The organism is Mucilaginibacter sp. (assembly GCF_041088075.1).
Taxonomy (GTDB): Bacteria; Bacteroidota; Bacteroidia; order Sphingobacteriales; family Sphingobacteriaceae; genus Mucilaginibacter_A.
In genome coordinates this window covers 87,213-103,307 of sequence record NZ_JBGCVY010000014.1, presented here as the reverse complement: position 1 = coordinate 103,307, position 16,095 = coordinate 87,213, and the positions used below count along the sequence as shown (strand labels likewise).

The window sequence follows — 16,095 nt, the reverse complement described above, 5'->3', positions numbered from 1 at the left end:
TTTAAATTGAAGCTTGTTTGGTTGCGTTTGCCTCGGTAACTTCCACTTTGTCCTGGGTGTATTTGGAAGGGCATTTCATCAGAATTTTTGAGGCATGAAACTCGTTGCCCACCATTTGCCCGGTCAACACAATCTGTTCCGACCGTTCAAAATCCTGCGGTTTGGTGCCGGTAAACACAATTTTGCACTCCTCGCCTTTGTTGTCTTTCATAAAGAAAGAAAAATAATTGGCGTCTTTTTTGGCGTCGTAAATCAACTGTTTATCTTTATTAAGATGGCCTACCACGTGTAGTTCGCTATGTGTGTTTTTGGCTTCGTTAAAAGAACCGTACGTGCTTGTATCTGCATAAGTACTAATGATGATACAAATGGCAATGGCAATAATAACGATACCTAATATTGAACTTTTTTTCATCTGGAGAAAACTTGGTTTTAATAAGCATACAAAAATACAAAACAAAATTTGTAATACTTTTTTTAGGGTTCCTATCTCGTATTTAGAATCGTTCTAAACAAAAAGAAGCATTCCCCATAAAAAGAGGAATGCTTCTTTTACCACCTAAAAATTGGTGTTATGGCCAAATACCCAGGTTTTTGTACGAAACCGCAATTTTGTTGATGGCAACCACAAAAGCGGCAGTCCTTAACGTATCAATTTTGGGTGTTTGTACGAAAGTTTCACGGATTTCGTGGTACGAACGGATCATCGTATCTTCCAGTCCGGAGTTTACCAGTTCCAGTTCTGATGCCCCTTTTACAATGGTAGAACGCTGCATGGGCGTTAAAGCCACGCCTGTAATCCCTTCTACCATATTGACCAAATTGAGGCTGGCGGTTTCTTCAAAACGACGGTTGATACGGCCAAAAGAAACATGCGACAGGTTTTTTAACCATTCAAAGTAAGAAACCGTTACACCGCCGGCATTGGCGTACATATCCGGGATGATGATGCCGCCGCGTTCTGTAAAAATAGCTTCCGCCTCAGGTGTGGTTGGGCCGTTGGCTCCTTCGGTAATGATTTTTGCCTGGATGCGGCGGATATTGTCCACCGTAATTTGGTTTTCCAATGCGGCCGGAACCAAAATATCGCAGGGCTGCTCCAAGCCTTCCATCGAGTTTTTAAACTCTTTGGTGGCCAAAGGATAGCCTAAAATTGAACCGGTTGCTTTCCGATGCTCAAAAACAGTATTCACGTCCAGGCCGTCTTCGTTGTAAATTGCACCTTCGTACTCGCAGATACCAACGATCAACGCACCAAACTCTGCCAGAAACTTAGCGGAATAAAAGCCAACGTTTCCAAGCCCTTGCACAATGACGCGTTTTCCTGAAATGCCCGGCAACAAACCGATTTTTTTCATGTCTTCGGCCACGCTTACACATTCGCGCGTGGCAATGGCAACGCCACGGCCGGTTGCTTCGCGCCTTCCGGCAATGCCATGCAGAGCAATTGGCTTTCCGGTAACGCAACCTAAAGCATCTCCCTGGCCGGGGTTCATGGTGGCGTAAGTATCTGCAATCCAACTCATTTCGCGTTCGCCCGAACCATAATCGGGAGCGGGAACGTCAATACTTGGGCCGATGAAATTCTTTTTGATCAACTCAACCGTGTAGCGGCGCGTAATATTTTCCAACTCCTGCTCGGTATAATTTTTCGGGTTGATTTTGATGCCGCCTTTTGCACCGCCAAACGGCACGTTTACGACGGCACATTTATAAGTCATCAAAGCGGCCAAAGCCATAACTTCGTCTTCGTTTACCATTTCGCTGTAGCGGATGCCGCCTTTGGTGGGCGATTGGTGGTGCGAATGTTCTACGCGCCAGGCATCAATTACTTCAAACCCCTTGCCTTTGCGGATGGGGAAACGGAAACGAAAAACGCTGTTGCAGGATTTAATCTGGTCCAATAAACCGGCATCGTGGTTGGTAAACTGGGCTGCGTGATCAAAAAACTGACAAACATCACCAAAAAAGTGTTGCTCAGTTTCTGAGAGAACAAGTGAATTACTCATAATAAATGTTGTTACGTTAACTGGTTTTATAAAAGGTATGCAAAGTTGAATGAAATTATTTCAATTACACAAATTCTTTATCGCCAGCGTATACGTCTCGTCATTCAGTATGGTTAATGGTTTGCTGTTTTTAGGGGTTAATTTTCGCGTTCGATCTTTTTTAAACGGCGATCTATAGTGAAAAGGTAAATGGCCAGGCCGATAAATACGATCACAATGGTGGCAATTACCACATAAATTTTCCCCGAACTCCGCATCTGGTCGGCCATTTCCACGCCGTTATTTGTCTGGGCAAATAAAAAGGTGGATAAAAACAGCATCAAAACGGACAACAATATTTTTTTCATCGGGGGGATTTATAAAGTATTTCTTTTGTTTTCGATCAGGCGGATGCGGTAACGCAACGTGGCAATCCAAACGGCAATCAACGGCCAGGCAATAAAAGCGGGATATGCTACTATCCGCATGTGATTGACCATACCTAACTTACCAAAGGCAGGATTTCCTCCATTTCCAGGATGAAGCGAATCCGTTAGACGCGGCAGGATAAAAATTAGCACAAGCATAATTGGGAAAGCAAAAATATTGTACACCGCAGATATTTTGCCTCTTTTCTGATCTTCGTCAATAGAATTTCGAAGGACTAAATAAGCGCAATACAGCAAAAAGGCGATGGCTGCGCTGTTTTGCTTCGGGTCATTACTCCAAAACTCACCCCAGGTATATTTTGCCCAGATCATTCCGGTAACCAAACCAAAAATAAAAAACACCACACCCGTGTTTACACATTCAACCGCAACTAAATCGTATTCTTCTTTGCCCGTTCGTAAATATTTGATGCTGTAAAAGACCGAAATACTGAAAATAACCAACATCGCCATCCACATCGGAACATGGAAATAAAGGTTACGGATGGTTTCGTGCAAAATCGGCAGAGCAGGAACACGGAAAAGCAAACCGGCAACCAGCGTGTAAATAATGGTAACAACAGCCAGCACTTTCCACCAGCTTTGATAAATAAATTTCATTTTAAAAATTGTTGCGCAAAGGTAGCACTTATCCGCATTTCTAAATAATTTACTATTTTACGTGCCTAAATTTTGACCGGTAAAAGAAGCATTACTGTTTTTAGCGGCAATAAATTATGCACATCGCAAACCAAATAAAATAATATAGTGTTAGCAATTACAAAAAAACAAAGCGCGCGCTTTACAAATTATCAACATTTTATTTAAAGCAGGGCTTTTGATTAAAATAATTAATTACTAAAAGATAATTTAGCCGATAATTTGAACCAATAATTTTACATGGACCAACAATATAAAATCTTTACGTGGCCGGTGCAACAACAATATTTGTTGGAGCTGGCGCAGGGAGGTTTTGAAATTTATATTCCCGAAGGCCAAAGCGAAAGCTTCAGGAACCTTTTTGCTGCTCAAAAAAACGTGATTGAAACAAATGTTGCTGCAATTAAAGATTTGCAATTGGATTGTATTTTATTTCAGGACGAACACAGTTACCAAACCGCCCAATACGAGGTTTTATCGCCGCAGCAACGCGAACTCCCGAAGATTTATTTAGAACACCACCCGCCAAAACAGCATCCAACCAATGCTAAACACTGGGTAGAAGATGTTGATGTTCAGTTAGTTCATGTAAACCATTACAACGCTTTGATGTGGAACAACAACGGCCTTCCTGTTTCGGTGATTGAAAATGGCGTACCGGAAAGCGATGCTTCTTTTACCGGCATAAAATCATGCGGCGTAGTAGTTTTAGAAGAAAACCCGGCCGAAGACCGCGTAACCGGAATGGACATTTTTAGGCAGGTAAAAGAAGCATTGCCGCTGGAAGTGATCCAGATCGGAAAAAAAGGTATAACTTACCAAAACTTAGCCGAAAAAATTAGCCCATACCGTTTCCTGTTTTGCCCCGATCGTTATGCCAGCCCCGGTTTTGCCGTTCAGCAGGCCATGATGATCGGGATGCCTGTTGTTGGTTTGGCCACTACGGATTTGCCGACGATCATCAGCAATGAATTTTCCGGTTTTGTGCATTCCGATCTGCAGTATCTCATCAAAAAAATGCAGCAATTAATAACAGACCCGCAGTTAGCCGCTCAATTAGGTGCCAATGCCCGTTCGTTTGCAATAAAAATGTTTAGCTCAACCCGTTTTTTAGCCGATTGGAAGCAGTTGATCCAAAAAACTGTAACCAACTCTTTACTTACCAAAATTTAGCTCATTGAACCAAAAACCTAAATATGAAAAACAGGATAGCCTTTATCAGTGAACATGCTTCTCCGCTGGCTATGCTTGGCGGTGTAGATAGCGGCGGACAGAATGTTTATGTGGGAGAACTGGCCAAGCATATTGCACAATCCGGGTACGAAGTTGATATTTTTACCCGCCGAGACGATACGCGTTTCCCCGAAATCGTTAGCTGGGTGCAGGGCGTCCGCATCATCCACGTTACGGCCGGCCCGGAAAGTTTTATCCCGAAGGAAAGCCTGCTGCAATATATGCCCGATTTTACTTCGGAAATGATTGCCTTTATTGCCCGCGAAAAAATAGATTACGCGCTGGTTCACGCCAATTTTTGGATGTCTGGACTGGTGGCCTGCAATTTGAAAGCAAAACTAAAATTGCCTTTTGTGATCACTTACCATGCTTTGGGGAGAGTTCGGCAAATCCATCAAGGCGACCAGGACAAGTTTCCGAAAGAACGTATTTTAATTGAAGAAGATATTGCCCGGCAGGCCGATCAAATTGTGGCCGAATGCCCGCAAGACCAGGAAGACCTGATCAATTATTACAACGCCGACCCGGCAAATATTACCATCATTCCTTGCGGTTTTTGTCCAACCGAGTTTTATCCGATTGATAAAAAACTGGCACGGATGATACTCAACCTCGAGTCGAACGAAAACATCATTTTACAATTGGGCCGGATGGTTCCGCGGAAAGGGATTGACAACGTGATCCGCGCTTTGGTAAAAGTAAAAAAGACAGACACACCTTTGCGCCTGGTGGTTGTTGGCGGCGAAAGTGATAACCCCGACACCGACCAAAACCAGGAAATGCTTCGCCTTAAAAAACTGGCGGCAGACCATGGCGTTTCGGCCGATGTTACTTTTGTTGGCCGCAAAAACCGCGATATATTAAAATATTATTACGCTGCGGCCGATATTTTTATCACCACGCCCTGGTACGAGCCTTTTGGCATCACGCCTTTGGAAGCGATGGCTTGCGGCACGCCCGTTATTGGTGCAGACGTTGGCGGCATTAAACACAGTGTGGCCGATAAAAAAACAGGTTTTTTAGTTCCGCCGAATGATCCTGATGTGCTGGCGCAACGTGTTTTTCAGTTGATCAGCAACAAAAAGCTGTTGAATGATATGCGCGATAATGCCATCCGCCGGGTGAATGCTTTGTTTACCTGGCATAAGATCTCGGAGATGGCCATCAGCATGTACGAGAAAATCATTCATGGCAACGCTTTCGGCAGCGAAGAAGACAACGAACTGATGCTGATTGACCAGGCTTTTGATAAAGCCGCCGACACTTTTTTACGTGCAAAAAGAGCATTGCGCATTCCGGTTGCACAGGCGGCAACTTTAATCAGCAACGCTTTGGCCGCTGATAAAAAGCTGTTGGTTTGCGGCAACGGCGGCAGCGCGGCCGGAAGTTTGCACTTTACATCAGAAATGATGAATTACTTTGAAAGTTCGGAAAGACAAGGTTTGCCGGTGATTTCGCTTGCCGCGGATACTTCGGTGCTTACCGGTTTTGCCAACGATATTGGTTTTGATGATGTTTTTTCCAGACAGATCGAAACTTATGGCAAAAAAGGCGACATTTTGCTTTGCATGAGCACCAGCGGCCAATCGGTAAACATTGTAAACGCGATAAAAGTTGCCCATAAAAAACACATGACCTGCATTGCCTTGCTTGGAAAAGGCGGCGGCGATGCAGCAACTTATGCGCACTTAAATATCATCGTGCCTTCCAACAGCCCGCATCGCATCCAGGAAATTCATTTGCATCTTTTACATACTATTTCCCGTTTGGTAGAAAATCATTTATCTTCCAAAAAAAGCAAAACAACTAAAATAACCAAAACAGCTTCAGTAAAATAAACACTGATTTTATAGGGATGAAAGAAGCATTTGCCGGGCTGCGTTTTTCTGTCATTTCGACAAACGGGAGAAATCTTCTTCAAATAAACCAGATTTTCTCTGTTGCTTTGAAGAAGATTCCTTCTAACGTCGGAATGACAGAATGGACAACCAATATTTTCCAAAATGAACAAAGCCATTTTTATTGATAAAGACGGAACGCTGATCCCGGATATTCCTTACAACATTGACCCTGAAAAGATTACGTTGCAGGAAGGCGTGATCGAAGGCTTAAAGTTGTTGAAAGCGCAAGGCTATATTTTCATCATGATTTCCAACCAATCTGGCGTGGCACGTGGTTTTTTTGAAGAAGAAGCTTTGAACGGCGTAAAAGATAAAATTCAGGCTTTGCTTGAAAAAGACGAAATCCAATTTCAGGATTTTTACTGGAGCTTTAACCATCCGCAGGGAACAGTTGAAAAATATGCAGTCGAATGCAACTTTCGCAAACCAAAACCTGGGATGCTTTTGCAGGCAGCAGAAGAACATAAGATCGACTTGCAGCAATCCTGGATGATCGGCGATATTTTAAACGATGTGGAAGCCGGAAAAAGGGCTGGCTGCCAAACCGTTTTGATTGACAACGGCAACGAAACAGAATGGGTTTCGGGCGAATATCGCACGCCGGATTACAAAGCGAAAAACTTTTTCCAGGCAGCTGCTTTTATCACCGACGTTCATTCTACCGATCTGGGCATTTAAACCATGGAAAATCCCTGGAAAAACTGTAAAAAAATTCTGGTAATCCGGTTGGACAATATGGGCGACCTGCTGATGTCAACGCCAGCCATCCGCGCTTTAAAAGAAACTTTCAACAGCCGGATTACCGTTTTAACTTCTTCCATGGCTGCCGGAATTGCCCGCCATATTCCTGAAATTGATGAAACTATTACATTTGACGTTCCCTGGGTAAAAACTAACCATGCTTCTTTTAGCACCACTTTTTTGATCTTGACGGAGGTTTTAAAGCAAAAACAGTTTGATGCAGCGGTTATTTTTACGGTTTTCAGCCAGAACCCGATGCCTGCCGTGATGCTTGCTTATCTCGCTGATATTCCGCTGCGTTTGGCTTATTGCCGGGAAAATCCTTATCAGTTGTTAACGCATTGGGTTCCTGATCAAGAACCATATACATTCATTAAACATCAAGTTGAGCGGGACCTGGATTTGGTGGCAACGGTTGGTGCGAAAACTTCTGACAATTATTTAAGCCTTCAAATTCCTGATTTATGGGAATCAACCCAAAAAGAGCTTGATAAAAACAGTATTGATTTGCAAAAACCCTGGCTCATTTTGCATCCGGGCGTAAGCGAATTGAAGCGGCAATATCCAACCGAAAATTGGATCGAATTGGGAAAGAAATTGGTTGCTGATTTTGGCTATCAACTTTTGCTGACAGGTTCCGCTTCCGAAAAGCAACTGACGGACGAAATCCGGCAAGGCATCGGCACAAACGCTTTTTCTATTGCCGGTTTGTTGGCTTTGGATGAATTTATTTGCCTGATAAAAGAAGCACCGCTTTTGCTTTCGGTTAATACCGGCCCGGTGCACATTGCGGCGGCAACGCAAACGCCGGTTGTAGTTTTATATGCGCAAACCAATCCGCAGCATACGCCTTGGAAAACGCCAAATAAGATTTTATTTTTTGAAGTGCCCGAAGCGCTGCAAAGCAAAAACGAAGTTCTGAAATTTGTACAGCAGCATCAGGAAAAAGCACCGGAAACAGTTGCCGTGGAAGCTATTATAGAAGCGGTTTTGTCATTTCGACCGTAGGAAGAAACCTTATTCAAAGCGATAGTATTGACCAGTTTTAGACCGATAAAAGAAGCATTTGATTTTAAGAAGATTTCTCCCTACGGTCGAAATGACAGCGAGCGAAACGCGCACAATTAAAGCAGAACCGGCAACTAAAACGCTAATGCCCTTGCTTGGCCAGCGCTTCGTAAATTTCGGCAGTTAACAAACCGCTGCCACCGCCGTAATGCTGCAAAAATATAGGCGAAGGGTTTTGCCTGCTAAAAACAGCTTTCAGGTTTTCTTCGCTTTCCGAATCAATCCCGGCACAAAACAAAACGATGCCAACGGGCTGCCGATAAAACATTTCGACCGCTTCTTCATCCGAAGTAGAACCAATGCCGTTCCAATGCTCATTCGTATTGATCAACCTTAAAACAGTTGCCAAAATTTTGGTGTCTCGGTGGATAGCCAGGATATTTAAACGGTGCATAATTTCAAAAACGAAAGAAGCCGGAAGATGTTTTTTTCATCGTTCCGGCTTTGGTGAAGTAAAATAAATCAAAAGGAACGGAAGGTTAAAATTCCATCGGAACATCCATCAGCAACACTTCTGCATCGGCAGAATCAGCTTTAAAACTAAGTTGATCGGTGTCCCAAATACCCAAACCATCGCGGCGGTGCAAAGCTTGTCCGTTTATCATAACATCGCCTTCCAAAACAAAAGCATAAACGCCGTTTCCCGGTTTTTTAATTTGATATTTAGTCTGAAATCCTTCGTCGAATTTGCCCAGACTAAACCAGGCATCCTGCTGCACCCAAACGCCTTCATCATCCGGGTTGGGCGAAAGTATCTGCTGGAAATTATTGTGCCGGTCTTTCACATCCAATGAAACCTGATCGTAACGCGGCGCGCCATTTAATTTATTCGGGTACAACCAAATCTGCAAAAACTGCACTTGCTGGTTCGGGTTTTTATTTTTTTCGCTGTGAAAAACACCTGTTCCAGCACTGATGATCTGCACATCGCCTTTTTTGATGACGGCAACGTTTCCCAAATTATCTTCGTGTTCCAAATCGCCTTCCAACGGAATGCTGATAATTTCCATATTATCGTGCGGATGGCTGCCAAAACCTCGTCCTCCCGAAACGGTATCATCGTTTAATACACGTAATGCGCCGAAATTCATCCTTTCGGGACTATAGTAGTTTGCAAAACTAAAGCTGTGGTAACTGTCCAACCAGCCGTGGTTTGCATGTCCGCGGCTTTCTGCTTTATGAAAAATTGTGTTTGCCATACTGTTTTTACCGTTAGTTTTTTAGTGTCCATCAACTTTAAATTGACGGGCTAACAGTACAAATATCGGCAACAATTGCAGCAGGTTATGTTGATGCAGGTTAAGAAAAATAGCTACTTTTTTCGGGTAAGCGTGGCTTTGATGCGGCTAAGTGCTTCGGGCGTAATGCCGAGGTAAGAAGCGATTTGGTACTGCGGAACGCGTTGCAGCAGGCCGGGATATTTTTTGATGAATTGCAAATAACGGTCTTCCGCCGAATCGGTAATCCCGGTAAAAAAACGGTTTTCTAAAACCGCATAAGCACGTTGCACCAGCAACCTGAAAACGCGCTCCAGCTTCGGCAATCTTTTAAAAAGCAGTTCTTTGTTTTGATAATTGATTTGCAAAAGCTCGGTGTCTTCCATCGTTTCGATATAAAAACGGGAGGGCATTTGCTGGCAAAAACTGGCAATATCGCTCACCCACCAATCTTCAACGGCAAATTGTAATATGGTTTCGTCGCCGTTTTGGTCAATGTAATATCTTTTGATACAGCCTTTTAACAAGTAAGCCTCAAAATTGCAAACCTGGCCAGCTTTCAATAAAAATGTTTTCTTCGGATAGGTTTTATGCTGAAAATGCTGATGGACAATTTCCAATTCCTGCTGCGAAAGGTCAACATGCAATCTTAGGTTTTTATCGAAAGCCTGAAACATGAAGTGCTGTTTAAGTTTGCAAAAAATGCCGATGCTTCTTTTACCGTATAAAAATTGGTGTACGTATCAATTCAAATAAAATCAAATATCCACTGATTTTTAGGCGGTAAAAGAAGCATCAGGCTTATCAAATAAATCCAAAACAAGCTTTACGGTTTCACGATCAAATCCTGATATTCGGGATGGCGCTGCAAATACACTTGCACAAAACGGCAGTAATTCTTCACTTTTAGGTCGTTTTTGCGCGCATAATCCAACGCAAACTTTGCCAGATCAGAACCAATACCTTGCCCTTCCTCCGCTTCAGGCACTTCGGTATGCAGAATTGACATCGTGTTTACATCCAGCTCGTAGGCAATTAAGGCCGTGCCTTCCGGCGTTTGCATTTCAAACTGGTGGCTTTCTTCGTTTACCGTAATTTTATTTTCCATGATTTCAAATAAAATAATACCATAAACGAAGCATAAAGTTTGTTTGCTGCAATCAGTTTTTGTTAAGCAGTTTTAGCAGGTAACTGCCGTAACCGCTTTTGCGGTAACGTTCGGCCATCATGCGCAACTGCTCTTCGTTCATAAAACCTCTGCGAAAAGCAACTTCTTCGATACAACCAATTTTGGTGTCCTGGCGTTTTTCGATCACGCGGACAAACTCCGTGGCATCACTTAAAGAATCAAAAGTCCCGGTATCCAGCCAGGCCGTTCCGCGGTCCATTACGCCCACGTGCAGCTTTTTCCGTTCCAGATATACTTTGTTTACATCGGTAATTTCGTACTCGCCGCGCGGCGAAAGCGGGATGTCTTTGGCAATTTGCACCACATTGTTATCGTAAAAATACAATCCTGGCACAGCGTAATTGGATTTTGGCTGCAACGGTTTTTCTTCGATGGAAAGTGCTTTAAAATCCGCATCAAACTCCACCACGCCGTAACGTTCCGGATCCGAAACCTGATAGGCAAAAATAGCAGCACCATCCACTTCGTTGTATTTCCGCATCAAACGGCCAAAACCGGTTCCGTAAAAAATATTATCGCCCAAAATCAAGGCCACTTTATCATCGCCAATAAATTCTTCGCCGATGACAAATGCCTGCGCCAGTCCGTTTGGTTTTTCCTGAACGGCAAATTCAAAACGGCAGCCTAACTCGCTTCCGTCGCCCAGCAAACGTTTAAAACTGCTGCTGTCTTCGGGCGTGGTAATGATCAAAATTTCGCGGATGTCCGAATGGATCAAAACCGATAACGGATAATAGATCATCGGTTTATCGTAAATCGGCATCAATTGTTTACTGATGGCTTTGGTGATCGGATAAAGGCGCGTGCCGGAACCGCCGGCCAGGATAATTCCTTTCATACTGTTTTTATGGATGTAATTTTAGGTTGTTTATTGATTTTGTAAAGCTTTGATGCAACGCTCCAAACTGTGGCGCCAATAAGGGATTTCGATGCCGAAAGTTTTTTTGATTTTGGCCTTGTCCATCACCGAATAAGCCGGGCGCGTGGCTTTGGTCGGATATTCCGAAGTACGGATGGGCAATGCTTTTACCTCCGTTTTGCTGATGTCGAAAATGCCCTGCGCAAAATCGTACCAGGAAGTAACGCCTTCGTTGCTGTAATGATAAATACCGTAAGCCTGGCTGCCCGATTCGATGATCTGCAAAATGGCCGAAGCCAGGTCAATGGCGTAAGTTGGCGTACCAACCTGATCGGCAATAATTTTCAGTTCGTCGCGCTCTTTGCCCAGCTTCAGCATCGTTTTTACGAAGTTGTTGCCGTGTTCCGAGTACAGCCAGCTCGTCCTCAAAATGAAATATTTTTCGGTGTGCAGCGGGATTACGTGCTCGCCTTCCAGCTTCGTCAATCCGTAAACGCTGATCGGTTCGGCCGGATCGGTTTCGGTTAAAGGGTGTGGCGTGTTGCCGGCAAAAATGAAATCGGTAGAAACCTGCACAAAAGCAGTATCAAATATTTTGCACAAAGCGGCAATGTTGTCAACGCCGGTTTTATTGATTTTTCGCGCCAAATCCAATTCGTCTTCTGCTTTGTCAACCGCTGTATAAGCCGCGCAGTTGATGGCATATTTAGGCTGATGCTTGTCGAAAAGCTCCTGCAAAGCATCCGGGTTTAAAATATTGGCTTCCGTTTCGTTGGGGAAAGCAATATCGGTAATATCCATTTCGGCAGCAACCTGCTTTAAACACTGGCCCAACTGGCCGGAAGCGCCAAACACAATTATTTTACTCATTTTTTATATTGATAAATTGTTTCGTGCAATGCCGAAGCCAATACTTTTATTGACCCTGGTGATTAATACTTTTTTCATGATTGTTCCTTTTTTATTAAATTAATAGGAGTAGGAATACTGAAAGGGATGCTTTCAGCTTTACAGGTTACCACGGAATAGGCGTGTTTTCCCAACGAGTGAAAGTTCCTGAAGCGTCATTAGGGCCAAGCAGGGCAACGCGAACCACCTCGCGAGCACCTTCCTCGACAGTTCCAGTCCCCCCATAATTGTTGAGGTTGGTCTTGATGAAGCCCGGGGAGACGGCGTTAACTTTGATTCCCTCCGGCTCCAACTCAATTGCCATGGCGATTGTCAATGCGTTGAGAGCCGTCTTGGATGCGGCGTAAGTGGGGCCAAATAGCGAGCGTCCGGGGTGAGCGGGATCCGAGTTCCTTGCCAGCGATCCAGCACCGCTCGACACGTTGACAATGCGGGCATTAGGCGATTCGCGCAGGAGCGGCAGCATCGCCTGGTAAACGGCGAGAACCCCAAACACGTTCGTCTCCCACACCGCGCGCATCTCATCGAGCGATACAATACTTGGGCGGGTTGTCTTCGCGTGGTCTTCGACGGACTGGCCAGGCAACCTGCTCGTGTTCGAGATAGCTGCGTTGTTGATAAGTAGGTCGAGACGGCCAAACTCGTTGCGGATGCGTTCTGCCGCTGCGGCGATAGAAGCGTGGTTTGTTACGTCCAGTTGGAGCGCGATAGCGCCCGGTCCGATATCGCTGGCCGCAGCCTCACCCCGTGCGAAATTGCGCGAACCAATCAGCACAGTGAGGCCGTTTGCCACTAATTCTTTTGCAACCTGTAGGCCCACTCCCTGATTAGCACCCGTGACAAGGGCGACACGATTTTGATTTTGATTATCTTTTGCCATAATTATCATAAAATTTATGGGTTGTGTTTTCAAATAATTGTTTAAACGGCATTGTGCCCAATCAAGTTACTGCCGACAATCATAACATTAATTTTTATATGATAAAAGAAGCATCAATCGAACTTTAGTTTTCTGCCGATAAAGCTGCAAAATATTTATAGAACAACGGAATTGTTTCGATGCCTTTGTAATAATTGTAAATATCGTACTTCTCGTTGGGCGAATGCAAAGCGTCGCTGTCCAGGCCAAAACCCATCAATACTGTTTTTATGCCCAATTCTTTTTCAAACAAAGCCACAATCGGGATGCTGCCACCGCCTCGCGTTGGGATTGGTTTTTTGCCGAAAGACTCTTCAATTGCTTTTTCGGCTGCTTTAAAAGCTGCGCTTGAAGTTGGCGTTACCACAGGCTCGCCGCCATGGTGTGGCGTAACTTTTACCTTGACATAAGGCGGCGCGATGCTTTCAAAATGTTTGGTAAAAAGTTCGGTAATTTTTGCCGAAGTTTGATTTGGCACCAGCCGCATCGAAATTTTTGCCGAAGCTTTGGAGGGCAAAACCGTTTTCGCGCCTTCGCCGATGTAGCCACCCCAAATGCCGTTTACTTCTAAAGTTGGGCGCGTGCCGGTGCGCTCCAAAGTGCTGTAGCCTTTTTCGCCCCAAAGTTCGTTGATGTCTAAATCTTTTTTGTAAGCTTCCGCATCAAACGGTGCTTCGTTTAAGGCCTGTTTTTCGGCATCGGTCAGTTCGATAACATCATCATAAAAACCGGGAATGGTGATGTGGTTGTTTTCATCGTGAAAAGAAGCGATCATTTTTGAAAGGATGGTGATCGGGTTGGCAACCGCGCCGCCATAAACACCCGAATGCAGATCGCGCGAAGGCCCGGTTACTTCGACTTCCAAATAAGACAATCCACGCAAACCGGTTTCCAACGAAGGATTTTCCATGCTAAGCATTGAAGTATCCGAAATCAAAACCACATCCGCTTTGAGCTTTTCTTTGTTTTGCTGAACGAAAATTCCCAGGTTATCCGAACCGACTTCTTCTTCGCCTTCAATCATAAACTTGATGTTGCAAGGAAGCGTTCCGGTTTGCATCATCAGTTCAAAGGCTTTAATGTGCATATAAAACTGGCCTTTGTCGTCGCAAGCACCGCGGGCGTAAATTTTGCCATCCCGAACCGTGGGTTCAAAAGGAGGTGTTTTCCAAAGTTCTAAAGGATCGGGCGGTTGCACATCGTAATGGCCATAAACCAAAACGGTTGGTTTTGTTAAATCCATGATTTTCTCGCCATAAACCACTGGATAGCCTGCTGTTGCACAAACTGCTACGTTTTCGGCGCCTGCTTCGCGCAGCTTTTCGGCCACAAAATTGGCCGCGTTTAAAACATCGTTTTTATATTTCGGGTCGGCACTTACCGAAGGAAAACGGAGCAGGGCAAAGAGTTCGTCCAAAAAACGGTCTTTGTTGGCTGCCACGTAGTTTTTAATTTCTTGCATCAATTTTTACTTTGAAACAAATATAGAATTTTTGATGCAGCAGGAAAGAAGCGTGATAAACAGGGCATACTGTTTTTACCGGCCTTTTTTTAGTGCCGGATTAAAAAAAATGCAGGTAAAAACAGTATGTCAAAAATGGCTGTCAATGGTGGGTTTAATTACCTGAAAACCAAAATTTGTCATAGTTTATCCATTATTTTTTTTCTATAAAAAACAGGGGATTTAATTATATATTCGTTTAAATTTTTTAATTCTTAATCAACAAAAACAAGTGTTAAATGGCTCATAGGTCGGTAAGTTTTTTGCTGCTGCTTACGGTATGTTTAACCTCTGCCATTGCTTTCGGGCAAAAACCAAGTTGTTCTTTATCGTCAAAATTGTATGCCAAAGACAGTATTGAGATCACGACGTTTGGCGCAAGTACGGTTGCCGGCATCAACGGACTGCAATTTCAGCCTTATTTAAAGGCAGATTTTGAGGCATGCTATCCCGGCAAAACGGTAATTGTTGGCAATTACGGCATCCCCAGCCAAACTACAACCCAAGGCTTGGCACGTTTTGAACAGACGATTAAAGATAAAAAAGGCTTTGTATTGATTTTAATAGGCCTAAACGATGCATTGGCCATTGTGGACGGCAAAATGAAAATTGCCGAAACACAAAGCAACATGAACAAAATGGTAGAACTGGCTTTGGCATATAAGCTTACGCCTATTATCGGAACCCTTCAGTTTTTAAACCCGGCCAACAATAAGCGCAACCAAAATGCTAATTTCGTGATCCGGCAGATCAATACGATCTATAAAAGGATTGCGGCCAATAGAAAAGTTTATTTTACCGATATCAACGCTGTTATGGGCAGGGACTTTAAAAACCTGTACCAGGACAGCACGCACCCAAATGCACAAGGCAACATGCGCATTGCCTATGCCTTGTTTGATACCATTAACACGGTTATCGAGCAAAAGCTGTTGCTGTCCGGTTTAAGCCAAAACTATCCCAACCCTGCTGCCGGCAGCACCACCATCGGGTTTAGTTTATCAAAATCAAATAAAGTTGTTTTAACCTTGTACAATACAGCAGGCGCTGTGGTAAAAACGCTGACCAATTCTTATTTTAATTCCGGTTATCACGAAATTTTATTCCCAACCACTGATCTTGCGCCCGGCATTTATATTTATGCTATGCAAACGCCAACCGAGCAATATGTAAAAAAAATGGTTGTTGTAGGCCGGTAAAAAAACTGTTTGTTGTATAATTTTTGCCATATTTGCTAATTATAATTATCAGTTAATCCATAGTTCCACTTGGCCTTTTATCCCCGCCACCGCTTTTCATAAATTCTTTTTTAACCAAATGGGTTTCCGGGTTCACATTTTCTTTTTTGCAAGATACGGTACAAAGCGTTGCCACAGCAACTACTAATAGTGCTAATTTTTTCATTTTTTTTAAACTTTAATAGGTTTTCATGCCGGTTTACGTTAAATTTATAGCTGAGGTTACGTGGTAAAACTTTTATAA

19 protein-coding genes are annotated in these 16,095 nt (G+C 43.7%); 6 read left to right on the top strand and 13 right to left on the bottom strand.

From position 1 onward, the window contains the following. Position 1: 1 nt before the first annotated feature. From V5804_RS02500 to V5804_RS02485, 4 genes are all read right to left on the bottom strand, one after another. A complete protein-coding gene (locus V5804_RS02500; RefSeq protein WP_369589790.1) occupies positions 2-415 on the bottom strand; it encodes a cytochrome c maturation protein CcmE in 414 nt (137 codons plus the stop codon). Between the two features lie 157 nt (positions 416-572). After that, positions 573-2,009: a Glu/Leu/Phe/Val dehydrogenase gene (locus V5804_RS02495; protein WP_369589789.1), complete on the bottom strand. Its 1,437-nt coding sequence runs from the start codon at positions 2,007-2,009 to the stop codon at positions 573-575. 137 nt (positions 2,010-2,146) lie between these two features. After that, positions 2,147-2,356 (bottom strand): CcmD family protein, encoded by a 210-nt coding sequence (locus V5804_RS02490; RefSeq protein ID WP_369589788.1) that lies wholly within the window; start codon positions 2,354-2,356, stop codon positions 2,147-2,149. Positions 2,357-2,365: 9 nt separating this feature from the next. After that, positions 2,366-3,028 (bottom strand): cytochrome c biogenesis protein, encoded by a 663-nt coding sequence (locus tag V5804_RS02485; RefSeq protein ID WP_369589835.1) that lies wholly within the window; start codon positions 3,026-3,028, stop codon positions 2,366-2,368. A 288-nt stretch (positions 3,029-3,316) separates the two neighbouring features. Between V5804_RS02485 and V5804_RS02480 the strand changes: the two genes are divergently transcribed. The 5 genes from V5804_RS02480 to V5804_RS02460 are packed head-to-tail and all read left to right on the top strand — an operon-like array spanning position 3,317 to position 7,959. Beyond that, the gene (locus V5804_RS02480) at positions 3,317-4,249 is read left to right on the top strand and encodes a glycosyltransferase (protein ID WP_369589787.1); all 933 of its coding nucleotides are present in this window, start codon (positions 3,317-3,319) and stop codon (positions 4,247-4,249) included. A gap of 23 nt (positions 4,250-4,272) precedes the next feature. Further along, positions 4,273-6,147, top strand: a complete 1,875-nt coding sequence (locus V5804_RS02475) for a glycosyltransferase (RefSeq protein ID WP_369589786.1) — start codon at positions 4,273-4,275, stop codon at positions 6,145-6,147. Positions 6,148-6,164: 17 nt separating this feature from the next. Further along, positions 6,165-6,335, top strand: a complete 171-nt coding sequence (locus tag V5804_RS02470; RefSeq protein WP_369589785.1) for a hypothetical protein — start codon at positions 6,165-6,167, stop codon at positions 6,333-6,335. Next, entirely contained in the window at positions 6,313-6,888 is a 576-nt protein-coding gene (locus V5804_RS02465) for a D-glycero-alpha-D-manno-heptose-1,7-bisphosphate 7-phosphatase (RefSeq protein ID WP_369589784.1), read from the top strand. Before V5804_RS02470 ends, V5804_RS02465 begins: the two co-directional genes overlap by 23 nt. 3 nt (positions 6,889-6,891) lie before the next feature. Further along, a complete protein-coding gene (locus V5804_RS02460; protein ID WP_369589783.1) occupies positions 6,892-7,959 on the top strand; it encodes a glycosyltransferase family 9 protein in 1,068 nt (355 codons plus the stop codon). A 142-nt stretch (positions 7,960-8,101) separates the two neighbouring features. Here V5804_RS02460 and V5804_RS02455 read toward each other — a convergent pair whose 3' ends face one another. The 8 genes from V5804_RS02455 to V5804_RS02420 form a co-directional block, all read right to left on the bottom strand. Further along, positions 8,102-8,413: a hypothetical protein gene (locus V5804_RS02455; protein ID WP_369589782.1), complete on the bottom strand. Its 312-nt coding sequence runs from the start codon at positions 8,411-8,413 to the stop codon at positions 8,102-8,104. Between the two features lie 85 nt (positions 8,414-8,498). Beyond that, positions 8,499-9,218 carry a pirin family protein gene (locus V5804_RS02450; protein WP_369589781.1) on the bottom strand — a complete coding sequence of 240 codons (720 nt, stop codon included), beginning with the start codon at positions 9,216-9,218 and terminating at the stop codon, positions 8,499-8,501. A 113-nt stretch (positions 9,219-9,331) separates the two neighbouring features. Continuing rightward, on the bottom strand, positions 9,332-9,913 hold the full coding sequence (locus V5804_RS02445) for a Crp/Fnr family transcriptional regulator (protein ID WP_369589780.1): 582 nt from the start codon (positions 9,911-9,913) through the stop codon (positions 9,332-9,334). Positions 9,914-10,062: 149 nt separating this feature from the next. Then, the gene (locus V5804_RS02440; protein WP_369589779.1) at positions 10,063-10,344 is read right to left on the bottom strand and encodes a GNAT family N-acetyltransferase; all 282 of its coding nucleotides are present in this window, start codon (positions 10,342-10,344) and stop codon (positions 10,063-10,065) included. 52 nt (positions 10,345-10,396) lie between these two features. Beyond that, a complete protein-coding gene (rfbA, locus tag V5804_RS02435) occupies positions 10,397-11,263 on the bottom strand; it encodes a glucose-1-phosphate thymidylyltransferase RfbA (RefSeq protein ID WP_369589778.1) in 867 nt (288 codons plus the stop codon). Between the two features lie 30 nt (positions 11,264-11,293). After that, complete coding sequence (gene rfbD / locus V5804_RS02430; RefSeq protein ID WP_369589777.1) at positions 11,294-12,154, bottom strand: dTDP-4-dehydrorhamnose reductase; 861 nt, start codon at positions 12,152-12,154, stop codon at positions 11,294-11,296. A gap of 145 nt (positions 12,155-12,299) precedes the next feature. Further along, positions 12,300-13,106, bottom strand: coding sequence for an SDR family NAD(P)-dependent oxidoreductase (locus V5804_RS02425; RefSeq protein WP_369589776.1), 807 nt, complete (start codon positions 13,104-13,106; stop codon positions 12,300-12,302). 91 nt (positions 13,107-13,197) lie between these two features. Further along, positions 13,198-14,574 (bottom strand): dipeptidase, encoded by a 1,377-nt coding sequence (locus tag V5804_RS02420; protein WP_369589775.1) that lies wholly within the window; start codon positions 14,572-14,574, stop codon positions 13,198-13,200. Positions 14,575-14,852: 278 nt separating this feature from the next. On the opposite strand from V5804_RS02420, the gene V5804_RS02415 reads away from it, so the two are divergent. After that, positions 14,853-15,812 (top strand): GDSL-type esterase/lipase family protein, encoded by a 960-nt coding sequence (locus tag V5804_RS02415; protein ID WP_369589774.1) that lies wholly within the window; start codon positions 14,853-14,855, stop codon positions 15,810-15,812. Positions 15,813-15,864: 52 nt separating this feature from the next. On the opposite strand, the gene V5804_RS02410 is transcribed toward V5804_RS02415, so the two are convergent. Then, a complete protein-coding gene (locus tag V5804_RS02410; RefSeq protein WP_369589773.1) occupies positions 15,865-16,017 on the bottom strand; it encodes a hypothetical protein in 153 nt (50 codons plus the stop codon). Positions 16,018-16,095: the final 78 nt, after the last annotated feature.